The organism is Acinetobacter sp. ANC 3781, from assembly GCF_004331285.1.
GTDB lineage: Bacteria > Pseudomonadota > Gammaproteobacteria > Pseudomonadales > Moraxellaceae > Acinetobacter.
Genome location: NZ_SJOH01000001.1, coordinates 197,868 through 224,501 on the forward strand (window position 1 = coordinate 197,868; position 26,634 = coordinate 224,501).

26 protein-coding genes are annotated in these 26,634 nt (G+C 39.4%); 13 read left to right on the forward strand and 13 right to left on the reverse strand.

Features of this window, described 5'->3' with window-relative positions; translation table 11 throughout:
- Positions 1-106: 106 nt before the first annotated feature.
- A complete protein-coding gene (lon, locus tag E0H89_RS01050; protein ID WP_131213793.1) occupies positions 107-2,533 on the forward strand; it encodes an endopeptidase La in 2,427 nt (808 codons plus the stop codon).
- 246 nt (positions 2,534-2,779) lie between these two features.
- On the opposite strand, the gene E0H89_RS01055 is transcribed toward lon, so the two are convergent.
- A complete protein-coding gene (locus E0H89_RS01055) occupies positions 2,780-3,736 on the reverse strand; it encodes a M28 family peptidase (RefSeq protein ID WP_131213796.1) in 957 nt (318 codons plus the stop codon).
- A gap of 154 nt (positions 3,737-3,890) precedes the next feature.
- Between E0H89_RS01055 and rlmH the strand changes: the two genes are divergently transcribed.
- The 3 genes from rlmH to E0H89_RS01070 all read left to right on the forward strand — a co-directional run bounded on the left by rlmH (position 3,891) and on the right by E0H89_RS01070 (position 6,259).
- Positions 3,891-4,373 (forward strand): 23S rRNA (pseudouridine(1915)-N(3))-methyltransferase RlmH, encoded by a 483-nt coding sequence (gene rlmH, locus E0H89_RS01060; RefSeq protein ID WP_131213799.1) that lies wholly within the window; start codon positions 3,891-3,893, stop codon positions 4,371-4,373.
- 192 nt (positions 4,374-4,565) lie between these two features.
- The gene (locus E0H89_RS01065; protein ID WP_131213802.1) at positions 4,566-5,342 is read left to right on the forward strand and encodes a DODA-type extradiol aromatic ring-opening family dioxygenase; all 777 of its coding nucleotides are present in this window, start codon (positions 4,566-4,568) and stop codon (positions 5,340-5,342) included.
- A gap of 149 nt (positions 5,343-5,491) precedes the next feature.
- Entirely contained in the window at positions 5,492-6,259 is a 768-nt protein-coding gene (locus E0H89_RS01070; protein ID WP_131213804.1) for a DUF4377 domain-containing protein, read from the forward strand.
- Between the two features lie 68 nt (positions 6,260-6,327).
- On the opposite strand, the gene gdhA is transcribed toward E0H89_RS01070, so the two are convergent.
- A complete protein-coding gene (gene gdhA, locus E0H89_RS01075) occupies positions 6,328-7,674 on the reverse strand; it encodes an NADP-specific glutamate dehydrogenase (RefSeq protein WP_250697805.1) in 1,347 nt (448 codons plus the stop codon).
- A 345-nt stretch (positions 7,675-8,019) separates the two neighbouring features.
- Here gdhA and E0H89_RS01080 point away from each other — a divergent pair, with 345 nt between their 5' ends.
- Both E0H89_RS01080 and nth read left to right on the forward strand, forming a co-directional pair.
- Positions 8,020-8,814, forward strand: coding sequence for an RnfABCDGE type electron transport complex subunit B (locus E0H89_RS01080; protein ID WP_131213810.1), 795 nt, complete (start codon positions 8,020-8,022; stop codon positions 8,812-8,814).
- Between the two features lie 3 nt (positions 8,815-8,817).
- A complete protein-coding gene (gene nth / locus E0H89_RS01085) occupies positions 8,818-9,513 on the forward strand; it encodes an endonuclease III (protein WP_131213812.1) in 696 nt (231 codons plus the stop codon).
- 2 nt (positions 9,514-9,515) lie between these two features.
- Here the strand turns inward: nth and E0H89_RS01090 are convergent, their stop codons facing one another.
- The 4 genes from E0H89_RS01090 to E0H89_RS01105 form a co-directional block, all read right to left on the reverse strand.
- On the reverse strand, positions 9,516-9,698 hold the full coding sequence (locus E0H89_RS01090; RefSeq protein ID WP_131214014.1) for a hypothetical protein: 183 nt from the start codon (positions 9,696-9,698) through the stop codon (positions 9,516-9,518).
- Between the two features lie 96 nt (positions 9,699-9,794).
- Positions 9,795-10,454, reverse strand: coding sequence for an adenylate kinase (adk, locus tag E0H89_RS01095; RefSeq protein WP_131213814.1), 660 nt, complete (start codon positions 10,452-10,454; stop codon positions 9,795-9,797).
- 82 nt (positions 10,455-10,536) lie between these two features.
- Positions 10,537-11,853: a DUF445 domain-containing protein gene (locus E0H89_RS01100; RefSeq protein ID WP_131213816.1), complete on the reverse strand. Its 1,317-nt coding sequence runs from the start codon at positions 11,851-11,853 to the stop codon at positions 10,537-10,539.
- 63 nt (positions 11,854-11,916) lie between these two features.
- The gene (locus tag E0H89_RS01105; RefSeq protein WP_131214017.1) at positions 11,917-12,435 is read right to left on the reverse strand and encodes a hypothetical protein; all 519 of its coding nucleotides are present in this window, start codon (positions 12,433-12,435) and stop codon (positions 11,917-11,919) included.
- Between the two features lie 233 nt (positions 12,436-12,668).
- Between E0H89_RS01105 and mrdA the strand changes: the two genes are divergently transcribed.
- On the forward strand, positions 12,669-14,702 hold the full coding sequence (gene mrdA, locus E0H89_RS01110; RefSeq protein WP_131213818.1) for a penicillin-binding protein 2: 2,034 nt from the start codon (positions 12,669-12,671) through the stop codon (positions 14,700-14,702).
- A gap of 3 nt (positions 14,703-14,705) precedes the next feature.
- Positions 14,706-15,263 carry a 16S rRNA (guanine(966)-N(2))-methyltransferase RsmD gene (rsmD, locus tag E0H89_RS01115; protein WP_131213820.1) on the forward strand — a complete coding sequence of 186 codons (558 nt, stop codon included), beginning with the start codon at positions 14,706-14,708 and terminating at the stop codon, positions 15,261-15,263.
- 85 nt (positions 15,264-15,348) lie between these two features.
- On the opposite strand, the gene E0H89_RS01120 is transcribed toward rsmD, so the two are convergent.
- On the reverse strand, positions 15,349-15,552 hold the full coding sequence (locus E0H89_RS01120) for a hypothetical protein (protein WP_171459107.1): 204 nt from the start codon (positions 15,550-15,552) through the stop codon (positions 15,349-15,351).
- Positions 15,553-15,796: 244 nt separating this feature from the next.
- On the opposite strand from E0H89_RS01120, the gene E0H89_RS01125 reads away from it, so the two are divergent.
- Both E0H89_RS01125 and E0H89_RS01130 read left to right on the forward strand, forming a co-directional pair.
- Positions 15,797-16,531 (forward strand): sulfite exporter TauE/SafE family protein, encoded by a 735-nt coding sequence (locus E0H89_RS01125; RefSeq protein WP_131213823.1) that lies wholly within the window; start codon positions 15,797-15,799, stop codon positions 16,529-16,531.
- Between the two features lie 186 nt (positions 16,532-16,717).
- A complete protein-coding gene (locus tag E0H89_RS01130; protein WP_131213825.1) occupies positions 16,718-17,047 on the forward strand; it encodes a hypothetical protein in 330 nt (109 codons plus the stop codon).
- 169 nt (positions 17,048-17,216) lie between these two features.
- On the opposite strand, the gene E0H89_RS01135 is transcribed toward E0H89_RS01130, so the two are convergent.
- Entirely contained in the window at positions 17,217-17,804 is a 588-nt protein-coding gene (locus E0H89_RS01135; RefSeq protein ID WP_171459108.1) for a 1-acyl-sn-glycerol-3-phosphate acyltransferase, read from the reverse strand.
- A 330-nt stretch (positions 17,805-18,134) separates the two neighbouring features.
- On the opposite strand from E0H89_RS01135, the gene E0H89_RS01140 reads away from it, so the two are divergent.
- From E0H89_RS01140 to E0H89_RS01150, 3 genes are all read left to right on the forward strand, one after another.
- Entirely contained in the window at positions 18,135-18,626 is a 492-nt protein-coding gene (locus E0H89_RS01140) for a copper resistance protein NlpE (RefSeq protein ID WP_131213828.1), read from the forward strand.
- 179 nt (positions 18,627-18,805) lie between these two features.
- Positions 18,806-19,561 carry a copper resistance protein NlpE N-terminal domain-containing protein gene (locus E0H89_RS01145; protein ID WP_165493992.1) on the forward strand — a complete coding sequence of 252 codons (756 nt, stop codon included), beginning with the start codon at positions 18,806-18,808 and terminating at the stop codon, positions 19,559-19,561.
- A gap of 269 nt (positions 19,562-19,830) precedes the next feature.
- Positions 19,831-21,027: a hypothetical protein gene (locus tag E0H89_RS01150; protein WP_131213832.1), complete on the forward strand. Its 1,197-nt coding sequence runs from the start codon at positions 19,831-19,833 to the stop codon at positions 21,025-21,027.
- Between the two features lie 40 nt (positions 21,028-21,067).
- Here E0H89_RS01150 and E0H89_RS01155 read toward each other — a convergent pair whose 3' ends face one another.
- The 5 genes from E0H89_RS01155 to E0H89_RS01175 form a co-directional block, all read right to left on the reverse strand.
- Positions 21,068-22,225, reverse strand: a complete 1,158-nt coding sequence (locus E0H89_RS01155; protein WP_131213834.1) for a helix-turn-helix transcriptional regulator — start codon at positions 22,223-22,225, stop codon at positions 21,068-21,070.
- A 165-nt stretch (positions 22,226-22,390) separates the two neighbouring features.
- The gene (groL, locus tag E0H89_RS01160) at positions 22,391-24,025 is read right to left on the reverse strand and encodes a chaperonin GroEL (RefSeq protein WP_131213836.1); all 1,635 of its coding nucleotides are present in this window, start codon (positions 24,023-24,025) and stop codon (positions 22,391-22,393) included.
- 56 nt (positions 24,026-24,081) lie between these two features.
- Positions 24,082-24,372 carry a co-chaperone GroES gene (locus E0H89_RS01165; protein ID WP_131213838.1) on the reverse strand — a complete coding sequence of 97 codons (291 nt, stop codon included), beginning with the start codon at positions 24,370-24,372 and terminating at the stop codon, positions 24,082-24,084.
- 185 nt (positions 24,373-24,557) lie between these two features.
- Positions 24,558-25,331, reverse strand: coding sequence for a metallophosphoesterase family protein (locus E0H89_RS01170; protein ID WP_131213840.1), 774 nt, complete (start codon positions 25,329-25,331; stop codon positions 24,558-24,560).
- Positions 25,312-26,250, reverse strand: coding sequence for a diacylglycerol/lipid kinase family protein (locus tag E0H89_RS01175; protein WP_131213842.1), 939 nt, complete (start codon positions 26,248-26,250; stop codon positions 25,312-25,314). The genes E0H89_RS01170 and E0H89_RS01175 overlap by 20 nt, the downstream gene beginning before the upstream one ends.
- Between the last annotated feature and the right edge of the window lie 384 nt (positions 26,251-26,634).

Genomic DNA, 26,634 nt, shown 5'->3' on the forward strand with positions numbered 1-26,634 from the left:
ATTTACCTATTTTTTATATATTTTCATTGGTTCGACCCTTGTAATTTTTGAAATACACTTCACTATAAAAATATGGCAACACCATTGTTACTCATTAGGAGTGCCCATGTCTGAAATTATTATGAATCAAGAAACCTTAGTTACACAGGTTCCAAGCGTATTACCACTTTTAGCGCTACGAGATGTAGTGGTTTATCCACACATGCAAATTGCGTTATTTGTAGGTCGTGAAAAATCGATCAAAGCAGTTGACGTGGCTCGTAACAGTGACAATCTTGTATTTGTAGTTGCACAACAAGATTCTCTTACAGAAGAAATTGATCACGACAACTTATATCAATACGGTACTGTCGCGAAGATTGTGCAAGTTGTGAATCATGAAAATGATGAAAACTGTATAAAAGTACTCATTGAGGGTTTACAGCGTTCTAAACTGGTAAAAATCATCGACAATGATGAATATTTATCAGCCGAACATGCTATTAGCCCAATGACAGTTAATGTCGAAGCTGACTCTCAAGAAACACGTGTGCAAGAACTGCGCGCTTTATTTGCCCAATATGCAGAAGCAAAATTACGTAATGCACGTGAATTGATTACTGCTGCAAATAAAATCGACGACTTATTGCAACTATTATTCTTCGTGGCTACTCGTGTCCCATTGAACATCGATGTAAAACAAAAGTTCCTGGAACATGATGACTTTGAAGCACATTTGACTGAACTCATGACCTATTTGTTACAACAATCTGAAGAACAACAGATTGAACAAACCTTGCATGACTCGGTAAAACGCCAAATGGAGAAAAACCAGCGCGAATATTTCCTGAATGAAAAAATGAAGGTGATTCAGCGCGAACTTTCTGACATGAATGGCGGTGCTGAAGATGATGTTGCCGAAATTGAACGTCGTCTTGAAGAAGCAGATTTACCTGAACATGTGCGTAAAAAAGCGGAATCAGAATTCCGTAAGCTTAAAGCAATGCAACCTGCTTCAAGTGAAGCTGCTGTGGTGCGCAATTATATTGAGGCAATTTTAGATACGCCTTGGAATAAAGCTAGCAAAGTCAGCATTAACCTGAACAAAGCACAAGAGATATTGGACGCTGACCACTATGGTCTGGATGAAGTTAAACAACGTATTGTTGAATATCTGGCTGTTCAATCACGCGTGAAAAAACTCAAAGGTCCAATTCTTTGCCTGGTTGGTCCTCCAGGGGTAGGTAAGACTTCACTGGGTGAATCCATTGCTAAAGCCACAGGTCGTGAGTTTGTACGTATGGCTTTAGGTGGCGTGCGTGACGAAGCGGAAATCCGTGGTCACCGTCGTACCTATATTGGTGCGATGCCGGGTAAAGTGGTGCAGTCTTTAACAAAAGTAGGCGTGAAGAACCCGCTGTTCTTGCTCGACGAAATTGACAAGATGGCACAAGACTACCGTGGTGACCCTGCTTCTGCCCTGCTTGAAGTACTTGATCCATCACAAAACAGCAAGTTTAACGATCACTATTTAGATCTTGATCTTGACCTGTCAGAAGTGATGTTTATCTGTACTGCAAACAGCATGAATATTCCTGAAGCTTTGCTTGACCGTATGGAAGTGATTCGTCTACCGGGTTATACCGAAGAGGAAAAAGTCAATATTGCTGAGCGTTACCTTGTTCCTAAAGCCATTAAGGACAACGGTTTACGTGGTAAAGAACTGACTATTCATGAAGAAGCAATTCGTGACATCGTGCGTCGTTATACTCGCGAAGCGGGTGTACGTAGCCTTGAACGTGAAGTGTCAAAAATTGCACGTAAAGTCGTGAAAGAAGCGGTGAGCAAAAAAGCCAAAAACTTGCATATCGATGTGACTGCTGAAAATCTGTCTGATTACCTGGGCGTACATAAGTTCGATTTCGGTATGGCAGAAGAAGAAGCACAAGTGGGTCGTGTAAATGGTTTGGCTTGGACGTCAGTCGGTGGTGAATTGCTTTCGATTGAAGTTGCTGCGGTAAAAGGTAAGGGTAAATTCATTACCACCGGTTCCCTCGGTGATGTCATGAAAGAATCCATTACCGCTGCAATGACTGTGGTTCGTACCCGTGCAGATGCCCTCGGTATTGAGGCTTCAAGATTTGAAGAAACCGATATTCATGTGCATTTACCTGAAGGTGCAACTCCGAAAGATGGTCCATCTGCAGGTTTGGCATTAACTACTGCCTTGATTTCTGCCTTCACTGGCATTCCAGTTCGCGCGGATATCGCGATGACGGGTGAAACCAACCTGAGTGGTCGTGCAATGCGTATTGGTGGCTTAAAAGAGAAACTTTTAGCAGCACATCGCGGTGGCATTAAACTGGTCTTTATCCCTCAGGAAAATGTTCGTGACTTGGTGGAAATTCCCGACAATGTAAAAGCAGGTCTTGAAATTAAAGCAGTGAAAAGTATCGATGAGATCTTGCCATTGGCTTTAATCGAAACACCGAAACCTTTGCCTAAAAATCCGATTGTAAAACCGGTTGAAGAAAGCAAAGCCGCACGTCATTAATCGCATTTGGATACAAAAAAGAGAGCTTCGGCTCTCTTTTTTTATGATGAAAAGTTTTACTATATTAGTAAAGCATAATCTTGAAAAATGTACATCTAATCCTGATTTATTATTATAGAGACCCAAATGCGCTGTAAGTTTCTGATTAACAAGTTATGTGAATGGTCATCTACATCTCCAGGTGGATGACCTTTTGATCGCAGTTCCAGTATTCATTCAGGGACTGCGTTTTTTATGCGTTCTTTATCAATCCGATTGAACCATTAAGCTATAAACCAGTCCGTCTACCACACTGGCCATTTTTCCAACATTCAGTGTTTTTAAGGTATCTCCCTTGGTATGGTAATGCTTATTTCGGAAAGAAGCGGTATCGGTAATCATCAGCGCAGGAATCCCGAATTTCCAATAATTCACATGATCAGAAAATTCCATTGCTGATACAAAAGAGGGTGTGGCCAATCTTTGACACTCTAAACGGTTAATAATTTGCATGGCTTGACAATACTTCGCCCCTAGCTCATAAGACTGTAAATTACTCACCGCTGCAATAAAATTACCATGACTTGGATAGACCCACTTTAAACCGGCTGGATATTGCTGTACAAGATTTTCATCATAGTAGCCAATCATTTCTAAAATATAGACCCCACGAATCTGCTCCTTTTGCGCTTGTACCGATTTGGCGTGCACATAACTTCCCATCTGCTCGGTTTTGAAAAATGGCGGTTCTTGCAAGGTATAAAATACAAATTCTATATTATGTGCCAACTGTGACTTCTGCTGCGCAAGGATGCGTGCCGTCTCAATCACCCCGGCCACACCAGAAGCATTGTCATCAGCGCCCTGTTGCTCCCCAAACACATCATAATGCGCACCGACAATCACTTTATCAGCATGACCGGCTGTTAAGGTACATACTACATTTCGATAGCCCAAACCATTCACCGAATAATTTTGATACTGGCACGGTATACCAAACAAACGCATCTGTTCTTTAATCCAGGCAGAAACGCGTTGCAATTCTTGTGTGTTTTTATAATTACGATACCCCTGCTGACCTGTAATTTGCTCCAGATAGACTTTTAAATTATCAGTACTCGCTGGAGTTACGTTCGGTAATGCCCAAATTGAAGGACTAAAAAAAATAGTGCAAAGGAAGATGCCCCACAACAAGTCTAAATTTCGATTATTTTTGAATCGCATTTATTATTAGTCTCCTTTTATTCTTCATATTTAATCCATTACTGAAGATTAATGCAGCATCTTGCTCGACTTTTCAATTGCAATTTGTTGCGCAAAATAAGTAAAACCAGTTTTAGCGTTTATAATAACGATGACTTTCAAATTATCGAATCTTATGAAAATCCGTATTATTACCATCGGTCAAAAAATGCCAGCTTGGGTCCTCACTGGTTTTGAAGATTACTTCAAACGTATTCAGCCTTTTGTACAGACTCAAATTATTGAATTACCCATGGCAAAACGTGGTAAAAATGATTCGGAAGCGGATATTTTAAAATATCGCCAGATTGAAGGAGACAGTATTTTGAATGCACTGAAGCATAATGAAACCCTGATTGCGCTTGAAGTCGGTGGTAAAGAATTCAGTACGGAGAAACTGGCGGAAACCATGAAAGGCTGGATGCTTGAAGGCAATGACGTGGTTTTGGCCATTGGCGGGCCAGATGGTCACTCTGAAGCGGTGCGTAAAGCCGCTGCATGGCACTGGTCGCTGTCCAAGCTGACCTTGCCCCACCCGATGGTTCGAGTGATGCTGATCGAGCAGCTATACCGTGCCATGAGTATTAACCATAACCATCCTTACCATCGTGCAGGTTAAAGCAACCATTTGAAATATTCATTTTTGTTTTTATCGAATTCACATAAAGAGTTTTTCATATTTCGTCTGATTTCTTCATCGTTGCATATCTGCAACAACATGTTGAAATATACTCTATTTATTCTATCTGCTCTTTTTGGCATTATAACCATTACACCCCCAATCGATATTATTTAAATTAGGCGCATTGTCATGAATTTACAAACTTTACCCGGTTTATTTATTTCACATGGATCACCCATGCTTGCGCTTAACCCAGAACAAGTCGGACCAGCTTTACATCGCCTGAGTTTAAATCTTCCCAAACCTGAAGCAATTATAGTGATGTCGGCACATTGGGAAAGTAATGCCCTAGAAGTGAGTAGCAGCGTACGTCCAGAAACCTGGCATGACTTCCGCGGTTTTCCAGCTGAACTGTATGAAATGCGCTACCCTGCGCCTGGTCAGCCAGAACTTGCTGAGGAGATCTTACATCTTTTGGCCGATGCTGGCTTGGCCGCACATGCCAATAGTACCCGTCCTCGTGATCATGGCGTGTGGATGCCCTTGCTGCATATGTATCCAGAAGCTGATATTCCTGTGGTAGAAATTTCCTTGCCCATGAACATGTCTGCGGACGAGATTTATAAAATTGGCGAAACACTGGCGCCATTACGGGAAAAACAGATATTGATCATTGGTTCAGGCAGTATTACCCATAACCTGGCTGAGCTTGCTTGGCGCGGTGAACCTGCTGACGTACCTGAATGGGCATCGACTTTCCGTAATTATGTGGTCAACAAACTGACCCATCAAGATTATGCGGCTGTACTGGATTGGAAAAATATTCCGCATGTGCAACGTAATCACCCAAGTCTAGAACATTTTGCGCCGCTATTTTTCGCAATGGGAACCGGTCAGCGATTTACTATTGTACATAGTAGCTTTAGTATGGGTTCACTCGGTATGGATATTTATCGTTTTGACTGATGCCTACTAACTTATAATTTTTTATTAACAATCAACAAAAAATTAGTTATGGATACATTTTGATACTTAACTCATCAGAATGTATCCATATTTTTTAAATAGTCATACGTTATTCTATTAAAAATTCTTCAAAACTCAGTACTTTTAACATGAAATTTAAATTTTTAGCGATTGCTCTTTTCCCACTCACGCTTGCGGCTTGCCAATCTGGTGATATTCAAAAAGCTGGAGATGTTGCCGTGTCTATATTACAACAACAAAATGCCGATAAGACGCTTGCTTCTTATCAATGGAGTACCAATACCGGGACTGCACCTAAACCTTTAGTGCTTCATTTTGATGATAAAGGTCGCTTGAGTATTGCCACCAGCTGCAATGGTATGGGAACCAGCTGGAAAGTGGAAAACAATCAAATTGTAACGGGTGATTTAATGGCCACCCAAATGGCTTGTCCAGAAGCTTCCATGCAACAAGAGGCCGTAGCCTCAGATTTGTTTAGTAACCGCAAAGCACCTTTTGTTTTAGATCTCAAAGATCCGCAAAATCCAACTTTAACGGTCATTTCGGCTAAAGGCCAAAAATACGTTTTCACCGGAAAAATGACACCCGAAACAAAATATAACACTCAGGCTGAAATGATTTTCTTGGAAATTTCACCTGAAACCAAGCCATGTACTGGTGTAGCACCACAAACATGTTTACAGGTACGTGAACTTAAATATAATGACAGCGGCATTAAAACCCAAGTCGATAAAGACTGGAGTTTATTTTACGATCACATTGAAGGTTTTGAGCATAATCCTGCTGAACGCCAAGTAATTCGGGTGAAGCGTTATGAAATTAAGAATCCGGCAGCCGATCAATCAAAATATGCATATGTGTATGATATGACTGTAGAACGTGCTAGTGTAAAATAATTCTGCTTAATTCAGATATAAAAAAACCGATGCTTAGCACCGGTTTTTTTATATCTGAAAATATATTCTTAGAATACGCCTTGAGCCAACATCGCATCGGCAACTTTTACGAAGCCAGCAATGTTCGCACCATCAACATAGTTTACAGAACCATCTTCTTTAACACCGTATTTAACACAGTTGCGGTGAATTTCTTTCATGATTGCATGTAGACGTTCGTCAACTTCTTCGAAAGTCCAGCCCAAACGAATCGCGTTTTGAGACATTTCAAGACCAGAAGTTGCAACCCCACCAGCATTTGATGCTTTACCTGGTGCATAAAGAATTTTCGCTTCAACGAATTTCTCAACAGCATCTAATGTAGATGGCATGTTTGCACCTTCAGCAACACAGATCACGCCATTTGCAATCAACTGAACTGCATCATCCGCATCCAACTCGTTTTGAGTTGCACATGGAAGTGCGATATCACATTTGATTGACCAAGGACGCTTGCCTTCAAGGTATTCAAAACCGTGTTTAGACGCGAATTCTGAGATACGACCACGTTTTACGTTTTTAAGCTCCATCACTTCAGCAAGAAGTTCATCAGTGAAGCCATCTTTAATGTAAACAGTACCCGCAGAGTCAGAAAGCGAAACCACTTTCGCACCCAAGTACATTGCTTTTTCAGCAGCATATTGTGCAACGTTACCAGAACCTGAAATGGTTACAACTTTGTCTTTAAAGCAGTCGCCACGAGTTTTCAGCATTTCCTCAGCGAAATAAACTGTACCGTAACCTGTTGCTTCTGGACGAGCCAATGAACCACCGAAAGTCAGACCTTTACCTGTAAATACACAAGCAGTGTCATTACTCAATTTTTTCATCATGCCGGCCATGTAGCCAACTTCACGGCCACCCACACCAATATCCCCCGCAGGGATGTCAGTATTTGAACCTAAGTGACGGTACAATTCAATCATTAATGCTTGGCAAAAACGCATGATTTCGCCTTCAGACTTACCTTTAGGATTGAAGTCTGAACCACCTTTACCACCACCCATCGGGAGGGTAGTTAAGGCATTTTTAAAGGTCTGTTCAAAACCTAGGAATTTAAGAATTGAGAGGTTCACAGATGGGTGGAAACGCATACCACCTTTGAATGGACCGATTGCTGAATTGTACTGTACACGGAATGCACGGTTGACATGTGTTTGACCTTTGTCATCAACCCAAGAAACACGGAATTGAATCGCACGTTCTGGCTCAACTAAGCGTTCAAGTAGACCATGATCAGCATACTCTGGGTTCTTTTCAATGAACGGCCAAAGGCTAGTCATTACTTCTTCTACCGCTTGTAGAAATTCTGGTTGATGTGCATCACGTGATTTAACGTAATCTAGGAAGTCGTTAAGGCTGTTATATTTCAACACTTAATCCTCAGCAGAAAGATGGATCAAAATTGGTCAAATTTTCAAAAAATGATAATTTTTGGCGCAAAATATTAAATAGCTTTTGTAACAATAGCACAATACTTTTTTTTAAAAAAATTAAATAATATTTAATAACATATATTTATTTTAATTATAACCATTTTTTTATCTTAGTACTAAAGCGATGCTGTGTGACTGTTTTTGCTATCTTTTCGCCCGATAATAAGGCGCTTATAGCTTCATTTTCGCGCATAAGATTAAAAGGTGAAAACATGCTAAAATCCTCTACTTCGTTTTAATCTTCTTTCAGTATGCTGCTATTTCTTCAGCAGTCGTGGTCTACACATGAATTCGCAACTTGCTCTCATCCAAGATATTGATGCCCTTCTTCCTCAAACCCAATGTGGCTTATGTGGTCATCGGGATGGATGTTTACCTTATGCAAAAGCCATAAGCGAAGGTGAAGAAGCCAATAAATGTGTTCCAGGGGGTCAACCCGTTGCCGATGCTCTAGCCCATTTACTCGGTCGTGCTCAACTGCAAGCCGAAGCAAGTGTTTGGCCAATTCAAAGTGATGGTCGTCCACAACGCATGAAAGCCATTATTCGTGAAGACGAATGTATCGGTTGTACCAAATGTATTAGTGCCTGCCCTGTAGATGCCATAATTGGCTCGGGCAAACTCATGCACAGCATTTTGACTGACCTGTGTACTGGCTGCGAACTGTGTATTCCCCCTTGCCCGGTCGACTGCATTGATTTGATTGAAGATCATCATGCGGTGCCTGATGAGAGTATGCGGATTGCGGAACAAGATGACTTGCGCAACCGCTATTACGCGCATATTCAACGTGAAGAAAAACGACGTTTAAACCGTAAAGGTCCTGTGGTGCGTGCCAATATTGATACAACCTTATTTGCTCGGTTTTCAGCACAAAATGACAGTGTCCCAGACATTGTTATTACTCAAAATGAAGTTAAACCAACCATCCATTTTGATGCCAAATCAACCATCGAACTGGCAAAAATTCGTACACAAATCAAAAAATTAGAAAAGCAACTGAGTGTTCGTGAGGATACACAAAAACGTCTACAATTAGATGAACTTAACCATCAACTCAATGCTTTGCAAGGAGTATAAAAAATGCCTGTAAAGAATATGACTAAAAAACAAATTCAGGTATTTTTTGAGCGATTACGCGAGCAAAGGCCTCATCCGAAAACCGAACTGAATTACACCAGCCCTTTTGAGCTTTTAGTGGCTGTAACACTTTCTGCGCAGGCAACCGATGTCAGCGTGAACAAAGCCACGGACAAACTGTTTCCTGTTGCCAATACACCGGAAGCAATTTATGCACTTGGCGTTGATGGCTTGAAGGAATATATTAAAACAATTGGCTTATATAATGCTAAAGCCGAAAATGTTATCAAAGCCTGTAAAATACTAATAGACCAGCATAATAGTATCGTTCCAGACAACCGTGCTGATCTGGAGGCATTGCCTGGCGTTGGACGTAAAACTGCAAATGTGGTGCTGAATACTGCCTTTGGTCAGCCCACTATGGCAGTCGATACCCATATTTTTCGTGTAGGCAACCGAACTGGGCTGGCGACTGGCAAAAATGTGTTAGAAGTTGAACATCGGCTGGTTAAAGTCATTCCTAAAGAATTTATCATTGACTCGCACCATTGGCTGATTTTACATGGTCGTTATTGTTGTATTGCCCGTAAGCCGAAATGTTATGAATGCGTGGTATCTGACGTCTGCCAGTGGCCGGATCGGTTTGAATTTGGTGCAGCGAAAAGCATTCCCGTAAAAATGATTGAAGATAAAATCTAACTTCAATTTTTATCTTTATTTTTTTGCTGCACTTTTGGATGTAGCTGACGTTCGGGCTGACTATTTTTCTTTTCTGCCGCTTCCTGCTTTTCCACTCGGCGCAAGAATTTAAAACTTTGTACCATTAAAGCTAATACCACAATACCAAAAAAAATCATCAATACAATTAAGCCAATTTTTAGCAAGGCATCACCTTCAAAATAGTGCACAAATAAAAAGAGCCCTAATATGACTTAGGACTCTTTTAATGTCAAAACATTCACTACGCTAGGGCAAGCAAATTATTTTGATTGATCTAAAATCGCGAACAAATCAGTTTGAACTTCTTCAATCGGACGAAGACCATTCAATTTGTCATAAGTCGGTGCATTTTCGCCAGAAGCTGCACGGTCTTGATAGAAACCGACCAATTGTTCAGTTTCAGTGTGATATGAACCTAAACGTTTACGAATCGTTGCTTCCAGGTCATCTGGACGCTGAACCAAGTCTTCACCAGTTTCATCATCTTTACCTTCCACTTTAGGTGGATTGTAAATAATATGATAAATACGGCCAGAAGCTGCGTGCTGACGACGACCCGAAAGACGTTGTACAATTTCTTCATCAGGTACATCAATTTCGATCACATGATCGATATTAATACCTTCACTTTCCAAAGCTTCTGCTTGAGGAATCGTGCGCGGGAAACCATCAAAAATGCAACCGTTTACACAATCAGGTTGAGCAATACGTTCTTTAACAAGCCCGATGATGAGTTCGTCAGATACGAGACCACCGCTTTCCATCACGCTTTTAGCTTTAAGACCTAATTCTGTACCTTCACGAATTGCAGCACGGAGCATATCACCGGTTGAAATTTGTGGGACATTGTAGCGCTTACAGATCAACTGAGCCTGTGTACCTTTACCTGCTCCAGGTGGTCCGAGTAATATAATGCGCATAAAAAAACATCCTCATTTAACAATGTATATGACACTTTGTTTATGTCGAATCTATTGATCCAACATGCAGTCCAGCATCTAATTATAAGAAAGCCACAAACAAATGGATTGTACCCGCTATAAATCCGGTTACGCCACCCAGGAGGATCAAAATCCATTCATCTTCCTGAAAAGCAGGCCGTAATAAATTCTGAAACTCTCTGGGAGTCAGCTCTAGAATACGGTCTCTAAACATTTGATAGATTTTCTGTGCACGGCTCGCATTAAAGGCAGGGTCGCATACAGGCACCATCGTAATTTCAATTGAGCGATCGATCAAGTCCGTCTTGAGTTTTGCGTATTCTTTTGGCCCTAATGAGAGCTGTAAAGAGGTTCTAACCAAGGGTGTTTCCATAATTTCGTTAATATGACGTTTAACGATACGGCGAGTCTTATTTTTCTTCCCACCATACATCATCTCAGTCATGATCGATTTTAACGTAATTAGGTCTTCTGTGACTACTCGTGCAAAAACATCTGACACTTCTTCTTGGCGTTTCATAAACGCGCCCTGAATATTGTAGGTGCCAATACGTGGAATCACAGGTTTCACCCAAGGAAATTTACGGTTCTTGGTTAATTCAAAGAATTGGGGATAACGGACATAATGCGGTTCAAGCGGATTAAATACCATCCAGATTGCAATCCAGTTGGTCAGAAAGCCCCAAATCGCAGCCCAGAATGGTACAGTCCAGTGCCAAGGCACAACAAACCATACAATCATCTGGAATATACCAAAGAACATCCCGATTAATGCACTAATATGCCAAATAAAGTTGATCTCTTTCTGGCCAACTTTGAGGAACATATTCACCATTAAACGGCGATCCCCTTCCATTTGGCGAACCACCATTGCACGCATATCTACAAGTGACTCGACGTTCATGGTCAGCTCAGTGACAAGTTCTCTTAAGATACCTGGCAACTGTTTATGTGCCTGAGCATAAATACGGCGCTTAATTGAGTAAGGTAAGTTTTCCCAGAGCACCGCATTCCTTTCCATCATCATTTCGTCAATCAAGTGTTCCAGTTCAAAACCCACCTGCTCACCAATGATACGCGCCATATCTTCTGGATCCATCGCATCCAAAAATTCACGCAATGACCCCAGTTTTGACAGAGTATTATCGGTAATAATCCCTGAAATACGGCCGGCTTTACGCGGCACAATACCCTGCCAACCGACAGGTAACGGACCTAAATGGAATCCCCAAAATGTAATAGGATAAAAGACCATTTTAAGCGCCATCCACACATGCGCCCAAGTGACAAAAGCAGTTACAGGAATAATGCTAAGTACTGCCCAAAAATCTGGGCGTTTCAAGAAGGTTTGCCACAATTCGTTGACGTACTCAAGCATGCATAATATCCATTTTAATTTTTAATTACCAAATACTAAATCGTATAAAACTGAACATTTTGACTATAAACCGACACTGAGAGTATAGGAGAATTGTATTGTTGGCTCTGTTTCAGCAACGACATTGCCAGCACTATTCTTTAACTCTTCGCCCGCACCAATACCGATACTAAAACTACTAATCCGTTCATTGCTCAGCAAAACATAGGCTAAATCCACACCAGCACCCAATCGTGCTTTAAGATCATTGTCTACTCCTTTACTTTCAATATGTCCAGCATAAACCCCTAGATAATAACCGTTTTTATCTTTACCTGTGAGATGGTATGGATAGCGAAATCCGAGCTGAGCACCCGGAGTATAATCATCATCTATGAATACCCCTGCTTTTGCATAGGCAATTCCATAGGGATTCACCCACTCTGCATTCGCATGAATCATTTCTTGTGTGAATCCAGCCCCAACATTCCAGGCTTTTGCATTATCTGATGTTAATTTTGCTTCTGGTAAATACGGATTGTCTTGTGCATAAGTCACATTCGCTAGCGCAAAAAATGCCAACAAAGAATACACTTTTGTGATTATTTTCATGCTTGTCCTTAATTTTATTTTTAATACAGTCCTTTTTTCAATTTTGACTTTAGCAGAATTATCAGAACTCTTATATACTGCACTTTACAATTTTAATGTCTGTAAAGTCAAAGTTTAAGCTAAACCAACCTAACTGCTTACCTGAACAAATATCAAAAAATCCTGACATGCGTTAGAATGTACCACCCGTTTTTTCCACTCTCCGGTATGTAAGTCGATCGCGTATGAAGCAGCACTTTCCTTTAAAAAATGTCCAACAAGAAAAGCGCATTTATCGCAATCGGGTGTTTATCTCGGTCGGGATTGTGGTCTTCTTTCTTCTGTTACTCGTTGCTCGTTATGCATATTTACAGATTGCACACTACGATGAGTTTTCAACGGCTTCAGACCAGAACCGAATTCGACTGCAGCCTTTAGCACCTGCACGTGGTTATATTTATGACCGTAATGGTATTTTACTGGCTGACAATTACCCTGTATTTTCAGCCACCATTTCACGTGCTGATGTTAAAGATATTGACGATACAGTTAAGCGCTTAACGCCAATTTTGGCATTAACACAAGAAGATATAGACCGTTTTAGCAGTCGAATTAAAACTTCCAAAAAAACCGAACGGGTTTCAGTTAAATTAAATTTAACTGAAACTGATATCGCCAAATTTAGCGAGGTAAAGTTTCAGTTTCCCGGGGTCAATATAGAAACCCAAATGACCCGCTATTATCCGCATGGTGAATTATTTGCGCATGTCATCGGTTATGTCGGACGCATTAATGACAAAGAATTAAAATCGATTGATAAAGATTTATATGCCGGGACTAACCTGATTGGGAAAATTGGGGTCGAAAAATCCTATGAAGATCTTTTACATGGTGTGCCCGGCAATGAATCGGTAGAAGCGGATGCACACGGTAATGTATTGCGCAATTTAGGTCGTAAGGATCCTGTTCGCGGCAATGATCTGTATCTGTCGATTGATTATGGTTTACAAGTCATCGCCACAGAACAGCTGGCAGGACGTCGTGGTGCAATTGTGGCATTAAATCCGAAAACAGGTGAAATTTTAGCCCTGGTTTCAAGCCCAAGTTTCAACCCGAATCTATTCGTTACCGGAATTAGCAATACCGATTATAGTGCGCTGCGAGACAACCTTGACCAGCCGCTTTATAACCGCGCTGTGCAAGGGGCTTATCCTCCGGGTTCAACCATTAAACCGATGTTTGGTTTGGGAGGCATTCATTATGGTTACGTCGACTGGGCAACTGCCATCTCTGATCCTGGTTATTTCACCTTACCGGGTGACAGCCACCGTTTCCGTGACCATAAAAAAACCGGACACGGTGCTGTAAATATGCACAAAGCCCAAGTGGTGTCTTGTGATACTTACTTTTATGTCCTGTCTTATCGCATGGGCATAGAAAAAATGAATGCTTGGATGCGCCAGTTTGGTTTTAGTGAAAAAACCGGCGTGGATTTACCGAGTGAAAGTACCGGGTTGTATCCAAGCCCGGAATGGAAAATGCGCACCCGTAAAAGCAAATGGATGAAGGGTGAAACCATTTCCGTGAGTATCGGTCAAGGCGCTTTTACTGCAACGCCATTACAACTCGCTATGGCCACTGCGATTACTGCAAATCAAGGTTCGCATATTACCCCACACGTCCTGCGTGAAAGTCATGGTGCCAAATCATATCAAGTGCATAATGCACCAGACGGCAAAATCCAGTTTAATGGTAAACCTGAAGACTGGGTTAAAATGCGTGATGCCATGGTTGATGTAATTCAAACTGGTACAGGTCGTGGTATTCGCACCCCGATGTATCAAATTGCAGGTAAAACAGGTACAGCCCAGGTTAAAAGTATTGCCCAAGGTAAAAGATATAACGAAGCTTTATTAACCGAGCGTCAACTTGACCATGGTTTATTTATTGGTTTTGCCCCTGCTGAAAACCCTGACATTGCGATTGCAGTGGTATGGGAAAATGGTCGTCATGGCGGTTCAGCCGCACAGTTGGCTCGCCCAATCTTTGATTACTGGCTATTGACGCGTAAAAAGAATCCAATCCTTCCAGCCAGCCATCAAATGAGTGGCGGCTTGATGACAGCCGGAATTAAACCAGGTGAATTACCAAGTGGCACCTTGCCAGTCACCGCTGATCCTTCTGTTCAAAATACAGTCCCATCAGTTCAGCAGCCTAGAATTCAAGCAATGCCAAGCACACCCTCATCAACCAACCCTCAACCCGTAGAAAGTGAATGATCCATGAAAAACCAACTTCGTATTATTGGTGGTGAATGGAAACGCCGCCAACTTGCTTTTGCCAGTATTGATGGCTTACGTCCTACACCGGATCGTATCCGTGAAACTTTGTTCAACTGGCTGATGTGGAACATTCAAAATTCTAATGTCCTCGATCTCTGTGCTGGTTCGGGTGCCTTAAGTTTTGAAGCATTGTCGCGTGGTGCGTCACAAGTGGTGATGATTGAACCGAATCGAACCCAGGCCGCATTTTTAACAGATAATTTGCAGTTGCTTAAAGTGACCAGTCAGCATGCAAAATTGAAAATCGCCACAGCTCAACAAGTCGTGCCGACTCTCAAAGAACAATTTGATCTGGTATTTTTAGACCCACCTTATAGTCTGGATTTATGGCAAGAACTTGCTCAACTTGCCGAGCCTTTGATTAAAGATAAGGCTTTTATCTATGTAGAAGCCGATCGAGATTTGACTCAGCTGAAACTTCCATCTTCATGGCAACAGATTAAACAGACCAAAGCCGGAACTGTGCGGGCAGGCTTATATCAAAAAAATGCCTGTTAATGAAAGGCAATAAAAAAGGATTCCTGTATGGAATCCTTTTTTATCGAATGTAGTTTAAAGATTCAAGATCTGGCTTATAGACCTGTTAACGATTGTAGTGTCGGTCACGATCGTTTCTGTCATGGTTCCAGTCCGGACGGTCTTTGTTGTTCCAATCTCGGTCACCATGTTGTCGATCATAATGTCCGTTGCGGTCTCGATGATCACGATAATCGCCATCATAAGGATCAACAACACAGCCACTTAAAGACACTGCCAATACAGAAAGTAATATCATTTTTTTCATCATGTCCATCACCTCTTACTGCACTATGTCAGTATCAAACGATTTAATGGAGAAATGAACGGAGCGATTGTTGCTCTCTTGTAGTGATTTATTCATTTTTTATGCATAGTGAATATATTCAATTAATATTTCATTCAATCCTTTTATCAAAACTTTGACATAGATTTGCATAAATTCAGCTAACTATAAGCTTGGCTTTTGCCCTGATCTTTAGAATACTGCTGCCTTTCCTTATGACCTTATCCCTATGACTTGGCTGTTATTTATTCTTGGTGCAATGGTCGCAGGTTTTGTACAAGGACTCACAGGTTTTGCTTTTGCCTTAATTGCTATGTCTTTCTGGGTATGGGTATTGTCTCCGCAAATTGCTGCTCCTCTAGTGGTATTTGCTTCGGTATGGAGTCATATCATTTCATTATCCAATGAACAAAAGCATCCTCATCTGAATAAAACCCTGATATTGCCTTATTTAATTGCCGGGCTGACTGGGGTGCCTTTAGGCACTTATTTACTGGATATTATTCAGCCAGAAACATTTAAACTAATCTTGGGCTTATTTTTGGCGCTATGGTGCCCGCTCATGTTCTTCAACCCGCAATTTCCAAGACTGCAACAGTCCGGGAAATTTGCAGATGGCGTGGTGGGATTTATCGGTGGAATACTGGGTGGTTTAGGCGGGTTTTGTGGTTCGCTTCCTTCAGCTTGGGTCATGCTAAAAAATTTATCCAAACAAGAACAACGTTATATTTTACGGCATTTCAATTTTGGCATTCAGGTGTTTACCTTGGTTGCCTATTTGCTCCAAGGCACACTCGAAATACAACTGCTGCCTTATATGGCTATCCTGTTAATTAGCGTCAGTTTCCCCGTAATCTTGGGAGCAAAATTATTCTATAAAATTTCAGAGCGGCAATTTAAACATACCGTATTAAGTTTATTATTTGCATCTGGCTGTTTCTTAATCTTTAGTACTTTGTTTTAAATTTATCGATCGAGAGAATATTTAAAACTCACATACAGCGAGTTAAAATAATTTTCCCTAAACAATATTTTAAAAAATGAGATAAATATCATTTAATCAAAAAACATACAATTGGTATTCGACATTTCATTAATGTGAGAGAAAACTTTATACAATAACTCATCCCGTCCATTAGTTTTTCTAAAAATGAAAACCTTGATTTGCTTAGCAGGGATAATTCTGCTAACCGGCTGTAGCTTAAGTACTTCTCGCGATGTCAAACATGCTGAAAAAATGCTTTCATATTTTAAATGCAATAAAATTGAAAGCACACAAATGACGCATAGTTCCATTACCTCATTTCACGAACAATCACTCGCTTCTAGCCGTCAAAAAGCCGAATCTTATGTGCAAAGTTATAAAGAAGGTGAAAAGTTATTTGATGTTCCCTTAACCGATGTAATTAAGGAACAATATGGCATTTATCAGGAAGCTTGCCAGTATTTAGGTGGTATTAGTCCACCAGCAAATAAATAAGTATATTTCAATCGTTTAATTGAAGACTCTACAGGTCTGTGGATGACTAAAAAGTGTCAAATCACATACTGATTGACAAATCATGAAACGTTGAGGCAAGTTTTTTCAATTTATAAATTTCGCCACGTTTTAAAGCAAGACAGGGATACGTTCCCTGTCGTTTTAGAAACTATGCTTCAGTATAATAACGCTTATCAACACTAAATTTTTTCGGAAACTTAGCATGGATTTTTGAATAGAAATCCATAATTTCGGCCATATCTCTTTCATAATCCCCAGTAGGATATACAATTTTTCCTACCCCAGTTTTTTTCTTGGCGTAATCCATATACGCCAAAGCAATAGGCACGCCTGCACCCGTTGCTACATGATAAAACCCGGTTTTCCATTGTTCTTGTTTTGCACGTGTTGCTTCAGGTGTTACCAGCATTACCAATTTTGGATGGTGTTTGAATAAATCGGTCATAACCTCAACCATACTTAGGCGCGGCTCGCCTTGTTTTTTTGGGGTACGGTCAATACCGATGCCGCCCAAAGCACGTACGAATGGCCCGAATGGAAACTTCATATAGCTGTCTTTAATTGTTAGACGGACATTCACTCCTAAAGCTTTTAGAGCCAAACGGGCATATAAAGCATCCCAATTACTGGTGTGAGGTGCAGCAATCATTACACACTGATCCAAATCAAGTGACCAATGGTTATCAATTTCCCAACCCATCATTTCTAGACTTTGTTCAGCCAACTTTTCGAACACAAAAACACCACACCCTAATAAAGTGTGCAGATTCTAACAATGTCTCTAAAATAAGATAGCTCCACATGAATAATTAATGATCAATTAATATATAAATGTATAACTTTCAATTTAAATGAAATATATATTTATTTTCACCTTTATCCACCGCAAAAAATATTTTTTTAGGAAAAATTGAGTTTAATCAATAAAAGTTAAGCGAAAAACAGTAATGTCTATTTTAAAAACACCTAATAAGTAATAACAAAGCATGAACCATATCGTTCTTTAATAAATATGCTTTTCTACGTAGTTTTAAAAGTTAGATTTTCTTATAAAAGGAACTAAAGCGTGAAAAAACCAATATTAATCCTACCTCTTATCACTATTGCATTAACTGCATGCAGCAAACCAAATACCGATATGAATGCAAGTAATCAAGCACCTGAAAATACGGTCACTCAAACTCAATCCATGCAGCCAACGCATACTCAAGCTGCAACCTCATTAGGTGATACCGCAGAAACTTCACTCGATTGGGCGGGTGAATATAAAGGTGTTTTCCCCTGTGCGGATTGTGAAGGAATTAAAACCGATCTCGAGTTGAAAGCAGATAAAACTTATGAATTAACAGAAGAATACTTGGGTAAAGGAAAGAACAACGAATTTAAAGTCAAAGGGACTTTTAGCTTCGATCAGGATAATCCATCGATCATTAGCTTAGATAAAGCCGGTGATAATCGTAAATTTTTTGTCGGTGAAAATTTTGTAGAAGCGCGTGATATAGATACAGGAAAAGCCATAGATTCAAAGCTAAACTACAAGCTCCAAAAAAGATCTTAACCAGTTTAGTTGCCTTTTTTGTCTGCATCAAGAGGCTGAAATATGGATTTTTAGCCTCTGGATTTTCTGCTATCCGTCACGATTTGCTACAAATAAATCACTTATTTAATGACTTCATACTAGCGGGATCATTCAGTTATGATTATGTTTAAAAATATGTTTTTCATTAAATGACTCTTATGAAACAAGCGATGATTACCCTCAGTGTTTTTTCCATTTTACTTTTAAATGGCTGCGATAATACGAGTACATCATCATTGAATGAAAAAGTTAGTCTTCCTGAGCAACCTTCAAAACCTATACAGGTTGAAGTTCCAGATTGGATTGGCTACTACAAAGCATTTATTCCTTGTAATACTTGTGAAAAGAAACTCATTTCACTCAGACTTCATCAAAACCAAACCTACAGCCTAAAAGAAATTAGTTTTTTAAAGCAAAAAATTAAACAAAAAGAGTCGTCCGGAACATTTACTTTCGATGAGCAAAATTCAAACTTATTACAATTATGTGATGATAAAACTAAAAAAAATCGTTATTTTTCTCTACATCAGCATTCGATAGAATTATTGGATCAGAATAAAAACCCATTCAAAAATTTTGAACAATACCAGATTCCTCAAGTGCAAAATATTCAAGTCAATAATGCGCTCAAATACGTAGATATACAGGCTGATTTATTTAAATCGGAAAAAATACAATTAAATGGTATTGAAAGCACTCAATTGACGTATTTTTTTGAAATTAATAATCAGTCAGATCGACCACTTAAATTACGCAACAGCGATATTGTTTTAGTGGATAATAAAAATAATGAATATATTGCTACGATTAAAAATAACCCAAGCTCACCTATCAAATTCAATAGCACTCAACATGAGTTGATTGTATTTATTTATCCAGATTCTTCTCAACCTGCTTATATCAAAATTAAATAATTGAATATAGGTAGTAAATATTAAAAAAATTAAAGTAAAACGATTTTTTATATCTAAAAATTGCTGTCGCTTAATGTATTTAAAAATTAACTTCATTTTTAAATCATTTGAATAACAACACAAAACAGTTCTCTTAATTTTTACAACTTATTACGTTGTTATAAAAAGTGACGAAAAAGAATTTATTTATCCCAATTTGAGGATATTTTGCGCCCATTCAGCTTGTTTATGCTCTATGCACAATAATCAAAGGTTGATGGAGTAGAAAAATGAAAAAAGTGCTCTTGGCATTTGCCATTGCGGGCTTACTTACAGCATGTAATGACGATGATGATGACGATTTTATCCCACCACCTACCCCTACCACTCAACAGGGACAACTCGTTGATGGACCAGTATCGGGCGTTGAATATCAAACAAGTAGCGGTATAAAAGCTAAAACCAATGCGGAAGGTTATTTTGACTATAAAGCGGGTGATACCATTAAGTTTTTTATTGGTGGTGTACAGCTAGGCGATTCAATTCCAGCTTCTTCTCGAATCACTCCATTACAATTATCTACAGTACAAAATGTCCGTCAAAATATTATCGTTTTCTTGCAAACACTTGATACCGATGCAAATCACGATAATGGGATTCAAATTAGCGATGCTGATTTCGCCGCACTGGCTGACAACACCATCAATTTCAACCAGACTTATGAGCAATTTATTACAGATCCTGTTTTTACCGAACTTAATAAAACTCCAATTGCATTAGAAACTGCACTCACTAATTCCGAAAATGCCTTCTATAAAGATATTGCTGGAAGCTGGGAGTTGAGTCATACCGGTCAGGATGCTGTAATTGTTCATATTTCTCCTTCTGGTCAATATATATTAGGAGAAGTAGATGGAACTAATCTAACGGGTAGCGGCGTAGAATCCGGCACATTGGACTGGAATCCAATTACTGGACAAATTAATCCAGAAATTGAGATTGATACCAATGGCGATTTAGGACTGTCTAATCCAAACGGAGATGTACCGTTTACCTTAAGTTATGATCGAACCAACTTAACACTGGTCGAATCTGGTGTGACGAATGGTGAAAATAAATTAAAACGGATTAGCACCACTGCAAACAATCTTCAGGACAACTGGTTCAATGATACAAATGCAATCACATTCTTTAGTGACGGCTATTATATGTATATTGACACTTTAGCAAACGATGAATGTGAAACACCGACTCAGGGGGTTGAATACGGCAAATACACCACGACCAATGGAACTGTGATTGCCACTCAAAGTATAGTGGATACCACTGGCTGTTCAGGACTTGTCAATGGGACAACGCTTTATCCAGCGTTTACCTACACGCTTGCTACTGGATCTTTAACTCTTGTCAGCGGTGATATTTCATATACTTTTAATAAAGACTTCTTAGCTACTGAGACTACTGGCACTCTTGTTGCTACCGAATAATAATCAAGATATATCTATCCAGAATTAGGTTCTGGATAGATTAACTTACATGCTCGAAATCTAGAGTAAGGCCAATTAATTTATATAAAAACTCTACTTGGGTATTACACTGCATTTTTGCATAAATATTTTTTAGATAGGTGCGTACTGAACTTAATGCCAAGTTGCAATGCACTGAAATTTGCTCAAGGTTATATCCATTAACAAATAATTCGCACAATTCACATTCCTTCTTCGACAACCCATAAACTTTCTTTAAGTAAGGTACGGCAAGGGTATATTTTTTTTCTGTTTCAGTAATGAAGAGAAGAATATACTCATTTAAATGGTCTTTTAAATCGGGAAAATGCTGCGTACTGTTAAACGGTGCAACAGTGAGCATAAACTTATGGCCGGCTTGATCCGTTAATGCCAATAACCCGCCGACCTGTTTTTTTGTATATTCAGATTTAAGTCTAGTGCTCAATATTAATTGTTCTAAATCAGGTTGAGCTGTCTTGCTCACATTAATTCGATTGTTTTTATCCAGTTCAACTACGTTAGATTTTTCAAAAATAGATTGGGCTTTTTGATTGAGATAATGCACTTTTCTATCTAGATCAATCAGTAAAATACCAGTTTTTGCTGCATTCAGTATTTGGTATAAATTATGATTTTCTAAACGAGCCAAACTTAATTGTTTATGAATTTGCAGTGCGCGTCGTAAATGTAGACCTATCCTTTTTAAAATATCTAATTCAAATTGACTAAACGGTTGATCTTGCTCACTTCGATGAATTCCAAGTAGAGACCATTGGTGATCGCCCTGATCCAACAGCACCGCAGCAACAAAACAAATCCCTATAGGCTTTAAATATTTTTCATAAAAAATAAACTCATCCGTACCCAACATTTGACTATAGTGCGATAAATTTTGACTTAAAGTATTTCCTACACCTAATTTTTGCCATAGTGGCAAATGTAATTTCTTATCAATAATTTTTATTCTTTCCTGTTGCCCCCTTTCTACACTTTGTTGGGGAAGATTATATGTATAGATAAAATTATAGGCGGGGTTTAATTGATCTAAAGCCGTGAACATGGCAGCTTTACTTTCAGTATATTGAACAATGTGTTGAATCACCTTAGGCCACAAACTGACATCCAAAGCAGCTTCATAGATTTGCCCAATGATTAGATTCTCTAACTCATTATTCATTATTTTCACCAGTTACAAACAGATAAAAAATTTATTAATTAGTTTTTCTTAAGAATAGAGAATTAAAGTAATTAGTCAAACTTAGCGGATGAATCATTTGAATATGATTCTTTAAAAAAATCCCCGCATTTTGCGGGGATTTTTTTATCGGATGATCAGTATGAATTACATCATACCCCCCATGCCACCCATACCGCCCATATCAGGCATTGCAGGTTTATCTTCTGGAATATCAGTGATCATGCATTCAGTTGTAAGCATCAATGCAGCAACAGAAGCAGCGTGCTCAAGTGCTGAACGCGTTACTTTTGCAGGGTCAAGAATACCCATTTCTAGCATGTCGCCATATTCGCCAGTCGCAGCGTTATAACCGAAGTTACCTTCGCCATTTTTCACAGCATTGATTACAACTGAAGGCTCATCACCAGCGTTTGCAACGATTTGACGAAGTGGCGCTTCAATCGCACGACGTAAAATGTTGATCCCAACATTTTGGTCATCATTTATCCCAACTACACCATCAAGTGCTTTAGCTGCACGTACTAGCGCAACACCACCACCTGCAACCACGCCTTCTTCTACCGCAGCGCGAGTTGCGTGAAGTGCATCGTCAACACGGTCTTTTTTCTCTTTCATTTCAACTTCAGTTGCCGCACCGATTTTGATCACTGCAACACCGCCTGCTAATTTAGCAACGCGTTCTTGAAGTTTTTCTTTGTCGTATTCTGAAGTTGATTCTTCAATTTGCGCACGAATTTGTTGAACGCGATCCGCGATTTGAGCAGCATTTCCTGCACCATCAACAAGAACAGTATTTTCTTTGGATACTGTCACTTTGTGTGCTGTACCTAAGTGCTCTAGAGTTGCTTGTTCAAGTGACATGCCAATTTCTTCAGAAATTACAGTACCACCCGTCAAGATCGCGATGTCTTGAAGCATAGCTTTACGACGGTCACCGAAGCCAGGTGCTTTAACCGCACATACTTTGATAATACCGCGCATATTGTTCACTACAAGAGTAGCCAACGCTTCGCCTTCAACATCTTCAGCAATAATAAGCAGTGGCTTACCTGTTTTAGCAACAGCTTCTAATACACTGATCAATTCACGGATGTTGCCAATTTTTTTGTCAACAAGAAGAATGAACGGATTTTCAAGTTCAGCGGTTAACGTGTCTTGTTTGTTTGCAAAGTACGGGCTGATATAACCACGGTCAAACTGCATGCCTTCAACTACGTCAAGCGAATCTTCAAAGCCTGAACCTTCTTCAACCGTGATTACGCCCTCTTTACCTACGCGTTCCATTGCTTGCGCAATAAGTTTCCCCACAGTGGTGTCAGAGTTAGCAGAAATCGAACCGACTTGTTCAATCGCTTTCGTATCAGAAGCAGGTTTGGCCGTTGCTTTAATGTTTTCAACCACAGCGCGAACTGCAAGATCGATACCACGTTTCAAATCCATTGGGTTCATACCCGCAGTCACTGATTTGATCCCTTCGTTCAAAATTGCTTGAGCCAATACAGTTGCAGTTGTTGTACCGTCACCTGCGATGTCATTGGTTTTTGAAGATACTTCACGAACCAATTGCGCGCCCATGTTTTCAAACTTGTCTTTAAGGGTAATTTCTTTTGCAACAGTTACCCCATCTTTAGTGATGTGTGGTGAACCGAAAGAACGGTCAATGACTACGTTACGACCTTTAGGGCCTAAAGTTACTTTTACTGCATCTGCAAGTACGTTCACGCCTGCAATCATTTTGCTGCGAGCTGAATCACCAAATTTTACGTCTTTAGCTGACATGCTTTACTCCAAATATTTTAATTTTCAAAAATTTGATTAACTGAAACAGGTCTGAATTAGTCTTCTAAAACGGCTAAAATGTCAGACTCTTTCATAATAAGAAGTTCTTCACCTTGTACTTTGACAGTTGTGCCAGCGTAAGTACCAAACAATACTTTGTCGCCCACTTTAACGTCTAAAGCACGTACACCATTGTCAGTAATCTGACCGTTGCCTACTGCAATGATTTCACCTTGAGCCGGTTTTTCAGCAGCAGAACCTGGAAGTAAAATACCGCCAGCAGTTTTAGTTTCTTCTTCAACACGACGAATAACTACGCGATCATGTAATGGACGAATGTTGCTCATTGGAAACTCCATCAGACTAAGTCTTTTATAGTGAAGTAATGATGACTTTGTTATTCCATCGGTCATCATCAAAAAATAATTTCGATGACACTTTGGTGGGGATGGAAAAAAACGCTTCAAGGGGGCAAGCAAAAAAAAATACTGTTTTTTGTATATTTTTTATTCAATCTCAAATATTTCTGTATTTATTCAACATTTTCTTCTTTTAATACAAATTCTTTTTGCTGTTCATCAAAATAATAGTGCTGCACATCTGCATTTGCATGAATGACGTTAAAACTATTCGGTAAGCCATGATGTAGCCGATATGAAGTCGCTGTACCTGCATGAATATCCAGTACTGGATGTGCTGCGCCTAAATGATAAATCTGGTTTAAATCATAGACTGCCGATTGATGCAGATGGCCATGCAATAAACCATTTAAACCACTTTGACTCCACGACTCTAAAGCCATCCGGCCCAACATGGGACAATCTTTCACCCCATGCGAATCATTCGGCGGGGTATAAAAAGGTTGATGCGCCACGATCAGTTTGATTTTATCCGCAGGTGCAATCATTAAAGACTGGTCAATCTGCTGAATTTGCTCTAAGGAAATATGTCCGCGAGTGTGATAACGACGTCGAATACTGTTCACCCCAATAATATAAAAATGTTCAGTTTCCAAGGTGGTTTCCATATGCCCAAAGAACAATTTATAGCGGGTAAATGGACTAAAGATACGGCTCCACACGTGATACAGCGGAATATCATGATTGCCTGGAACCACCAAATACGGCAGATTTAAACTTTCCAAAAATTTTTTGCAATCATGAAACTGTATATAGCGTGCACGCTGGGTCAAGTCCCCACTCACCACAACCGCTTCAATCTGTTGCTCTTGACAAAATAAGCGGATTGCCGCCATACAGGCGAGTTTTTCCGTTCCAAAATGCAGATCAGAGAGATGCAGAATCATGAGGCACCATTATTTTTAAGGCATTTTTACGCACTGAAATTTTAAGTGGAGGCTGTATTTCAACAATTTCACCATCTAAAGCAACTGTTAATTTTTTTCTCTTTGAATAAATTTTGACTTCATCTGCTGAAAAGCTATACACATCCGGTGCTTTATCCAAGTTTCCTTTTATTAATTGCCATAATATTTTAAATAAGGTGCGTTTATCACTTTTGGCGACGACTAAACCCGCCACCTTGCCTTTTTTAGCAGATTCAGCAATACCAAGGTTCATTTCTGCGAGTTGCAACTGGTTATTGCCAAAGAAGATCAGTGGCGTTTTAACAGGATATTTTTTGCCATCAACTTCGACTTCAAGTTTCAGTTCTTTACGGTCACGAATGAGCACATCCAGACCTGAGGTATACGCATTTAAAGCAAAACGACCAAAGCGCTGATTATAGAGTTCACGTTTCTGAATAAATAAAGGATATAACCCTAAACTGGCATTATTTAAATAAATATGATCATTGATCTGTGCCACATGCACTTCACGCATCTTTCCTGTGGCAATCACATCCGCAGCTCTTAATAGGTCCAGTGGAATATTCAGTAATCGTGCCACATAATTAAATGTTCCTAATGGCAAGATCCCCATCGGTATTTCAGTTTCCATAAGTTTCGCAGCAACTGCGTTTAAGGTTCCATCCCCCCCTGCTGCAACGATAACCCCAAGCTCATGAGCTTGTTGATGGCGTAAAATGATTTTATTCATTAAATGATCAAAACTAACTTCTGCACCAATTTCAAAAGCCTGAATTTCATAGCCATAAGCAGTTAAATTTGTCATAAGCTGCTCAAAGACTTCATCTTTATTCGCAGCATGAAATCCGGACTTTTCATTATATATGAGTGATAAGGGCTTTAAAGATTCTGACATTTTTTATATCTTTTTGAAGCAATTGCTCTAATCTTGTCCAAATTATCAGCAATTAAAAGTCTCTTTATGTAAAATTCGAATGACAACCATTTATTTAATCAATAATAATTCTCATAAAAAAAATATCAATAACTTACTGTTTTTAAAGTAAATAATTTAAATAAATAATCCCCATAATATATAAAAATACCATTTCAAATCTTATTTAAAAATCATAAGTTATTGTTTTAAATATGTTTAAAATAAAATAAACCTTATCTCTTCTCCTATTTTACATACTTCTTAAGTCTTATTTTTTTTATGATTTTATGCTTTAATACAGCCACTTTTTTTTATATTTTCATCCAGGCGGTGTATCCCATTGCTTGGATTGTACTTTGTACA

Excerpts from the sequence above, each read along its gene's own strand:
- lon (WP_131213793.1), top strand. The coding sequence starts at position 107 with ATGTCTGAAATTATTATGAATCAAGAAACCTTAGTTACACAGGTTCCA.
- E0H89_RS01055 (WP_131213796.1), bottom strand. The coding sequence starts at position 3,736 with ATGCGATTCAAAAATAATCGAAATTTAGACTTGTTGTGGGGCATCTTC.
- rlmH (WP_131213799.1), top strand. The coding sequence starts at position 3,891 with ATGAAAATCCGTATTATTACCATCGGTCAAAAAATGCCAGCTTGGGTC.
- E0H89_RS01065 (WP_131213802.1), top strand. The coding sequence starts at position 4,566 with ATGAATTTACAAACTTTACCCGGTTTATTTATTTCACATGGATCACCC.
- E0H89_RS01070 (WP_131213804.1), top strand. The coding sequence starts at position 5,492 with ATGAAATTTAAATTTTTAGCGATTGCTCTTTTCCCACTCACGCTTGCG.
- E0H89_RS01080 (WP_131213810.1), top strand. The coding sequence starts at position 8,020 with ATGAATTCGCAACTTGCTCTCATCCAAGATATTGATGCCCTTCTTCCT.
- nth (WP_131213812.1), top strand. The coding sequence starts at position 8,818 with ATGCCTGTAAAGAATATGACTAAAAAACAAATTCAGGTATTTTTTGAG.
- adk (WP_131213814.1), bottom strand. The coding sequence starts at position 10,454 with ATGCGCATTATATTACTCGGACCACCTGGAGCAGGTAAAGGTACACAG.
- E0H89_RS01100 (WP_131213816.1), bottom strand. The coding sequence starts at position 11,853 with ATGCTTGAGTACGTCAACGAATTGTGGCAAACCTTCTTGAAACGCCCA.
- mrdA (WP_131213818.1), top strand. The coding sequence starts at position 12,669 with ATGAAGCAGCACTTTCCTTTAAAAAATGTCCAACAAGAAAAGCGCATT.
- rsmD (WP_131213820.1), top strand. The coding sequence starts at position 14,706 with ATGAAAAACCAACTTCGTATTATTGGTGGTGAATGGAAACGCCGCCAA.
- E0H89_RS01120 (WP_171459107.1), bottom strand. The coding sequence starts at position 15,552 with ATGATGAAAAAAATGATATTACTTTCTGTATTGGCAGTGTCTTTAAGT.
- E0H89_RS01125 (WP_131213823.1), top strand. The coding sequence starts at position 15,797 with ATGACTTGGCTGTTATTTATTCTTGGTGCAATGGTCGCAGGTTTTGTA.
- E0H89_RS01130 (WP_131213825.1), top strand. The coding sequence starts at position 16,718 with ATGAAAACCTTGATTTGCTTAGCAGGGATAATTCTGCTAACCGGCTGT.
- E0H89_RS01145 (WP_165493992.1), top strand. The coding sequence starts at position 18,806 with ATGAAACAAGCGATGATTACCCTCAGTGTTTTTTCCATTTTACTTTTA.
- E0H89_RS01150 (WP_131213832.1), top strand. The coding sequence starts at position 19,831 with ATGAAAAAAGTGCTCTTGGCATTTGCCATTGCGGGCTTACTTACAGCA.
- E0H89_RS01155 (WP_131213834.1), bottom strand. The coding sequence starts at position 22,225 with ATGAATAATGAGTTAGAGAATCTAATCATTGGGCAAATCTATGAAGCT.
- groL (WP_131213836.1), bottom strand. The coding sequence starts at position 24,025 with ATGTCAGCTAAAGACGTAAAATTTGGTGATTCAGCTCGCAGCAAAATG.
- E0H89_RS01165 (WP_131213838.1), bottom strand. The coding sequence starts at position 24,372 with ATGAGCAACATTCGTCCATTACATGATCGCGTAGTTATTCGTCGTGTT.
- E0H89_RS01170 (WP_131213840.1), bottom strand. The coding sequence starts at position 25,331 with ATGATTCTGCATCTCTCTGATCTGCATTTTGGAACGGAAAAACTCGCC.
- E0H89_RS01175 (WP_131213842.1), bottom strand. The coding sequence starts at position 26,250 with ATGTCAGAATCTTTAAAGCCCTTATCACTCATATATAATGAAAAGTCC.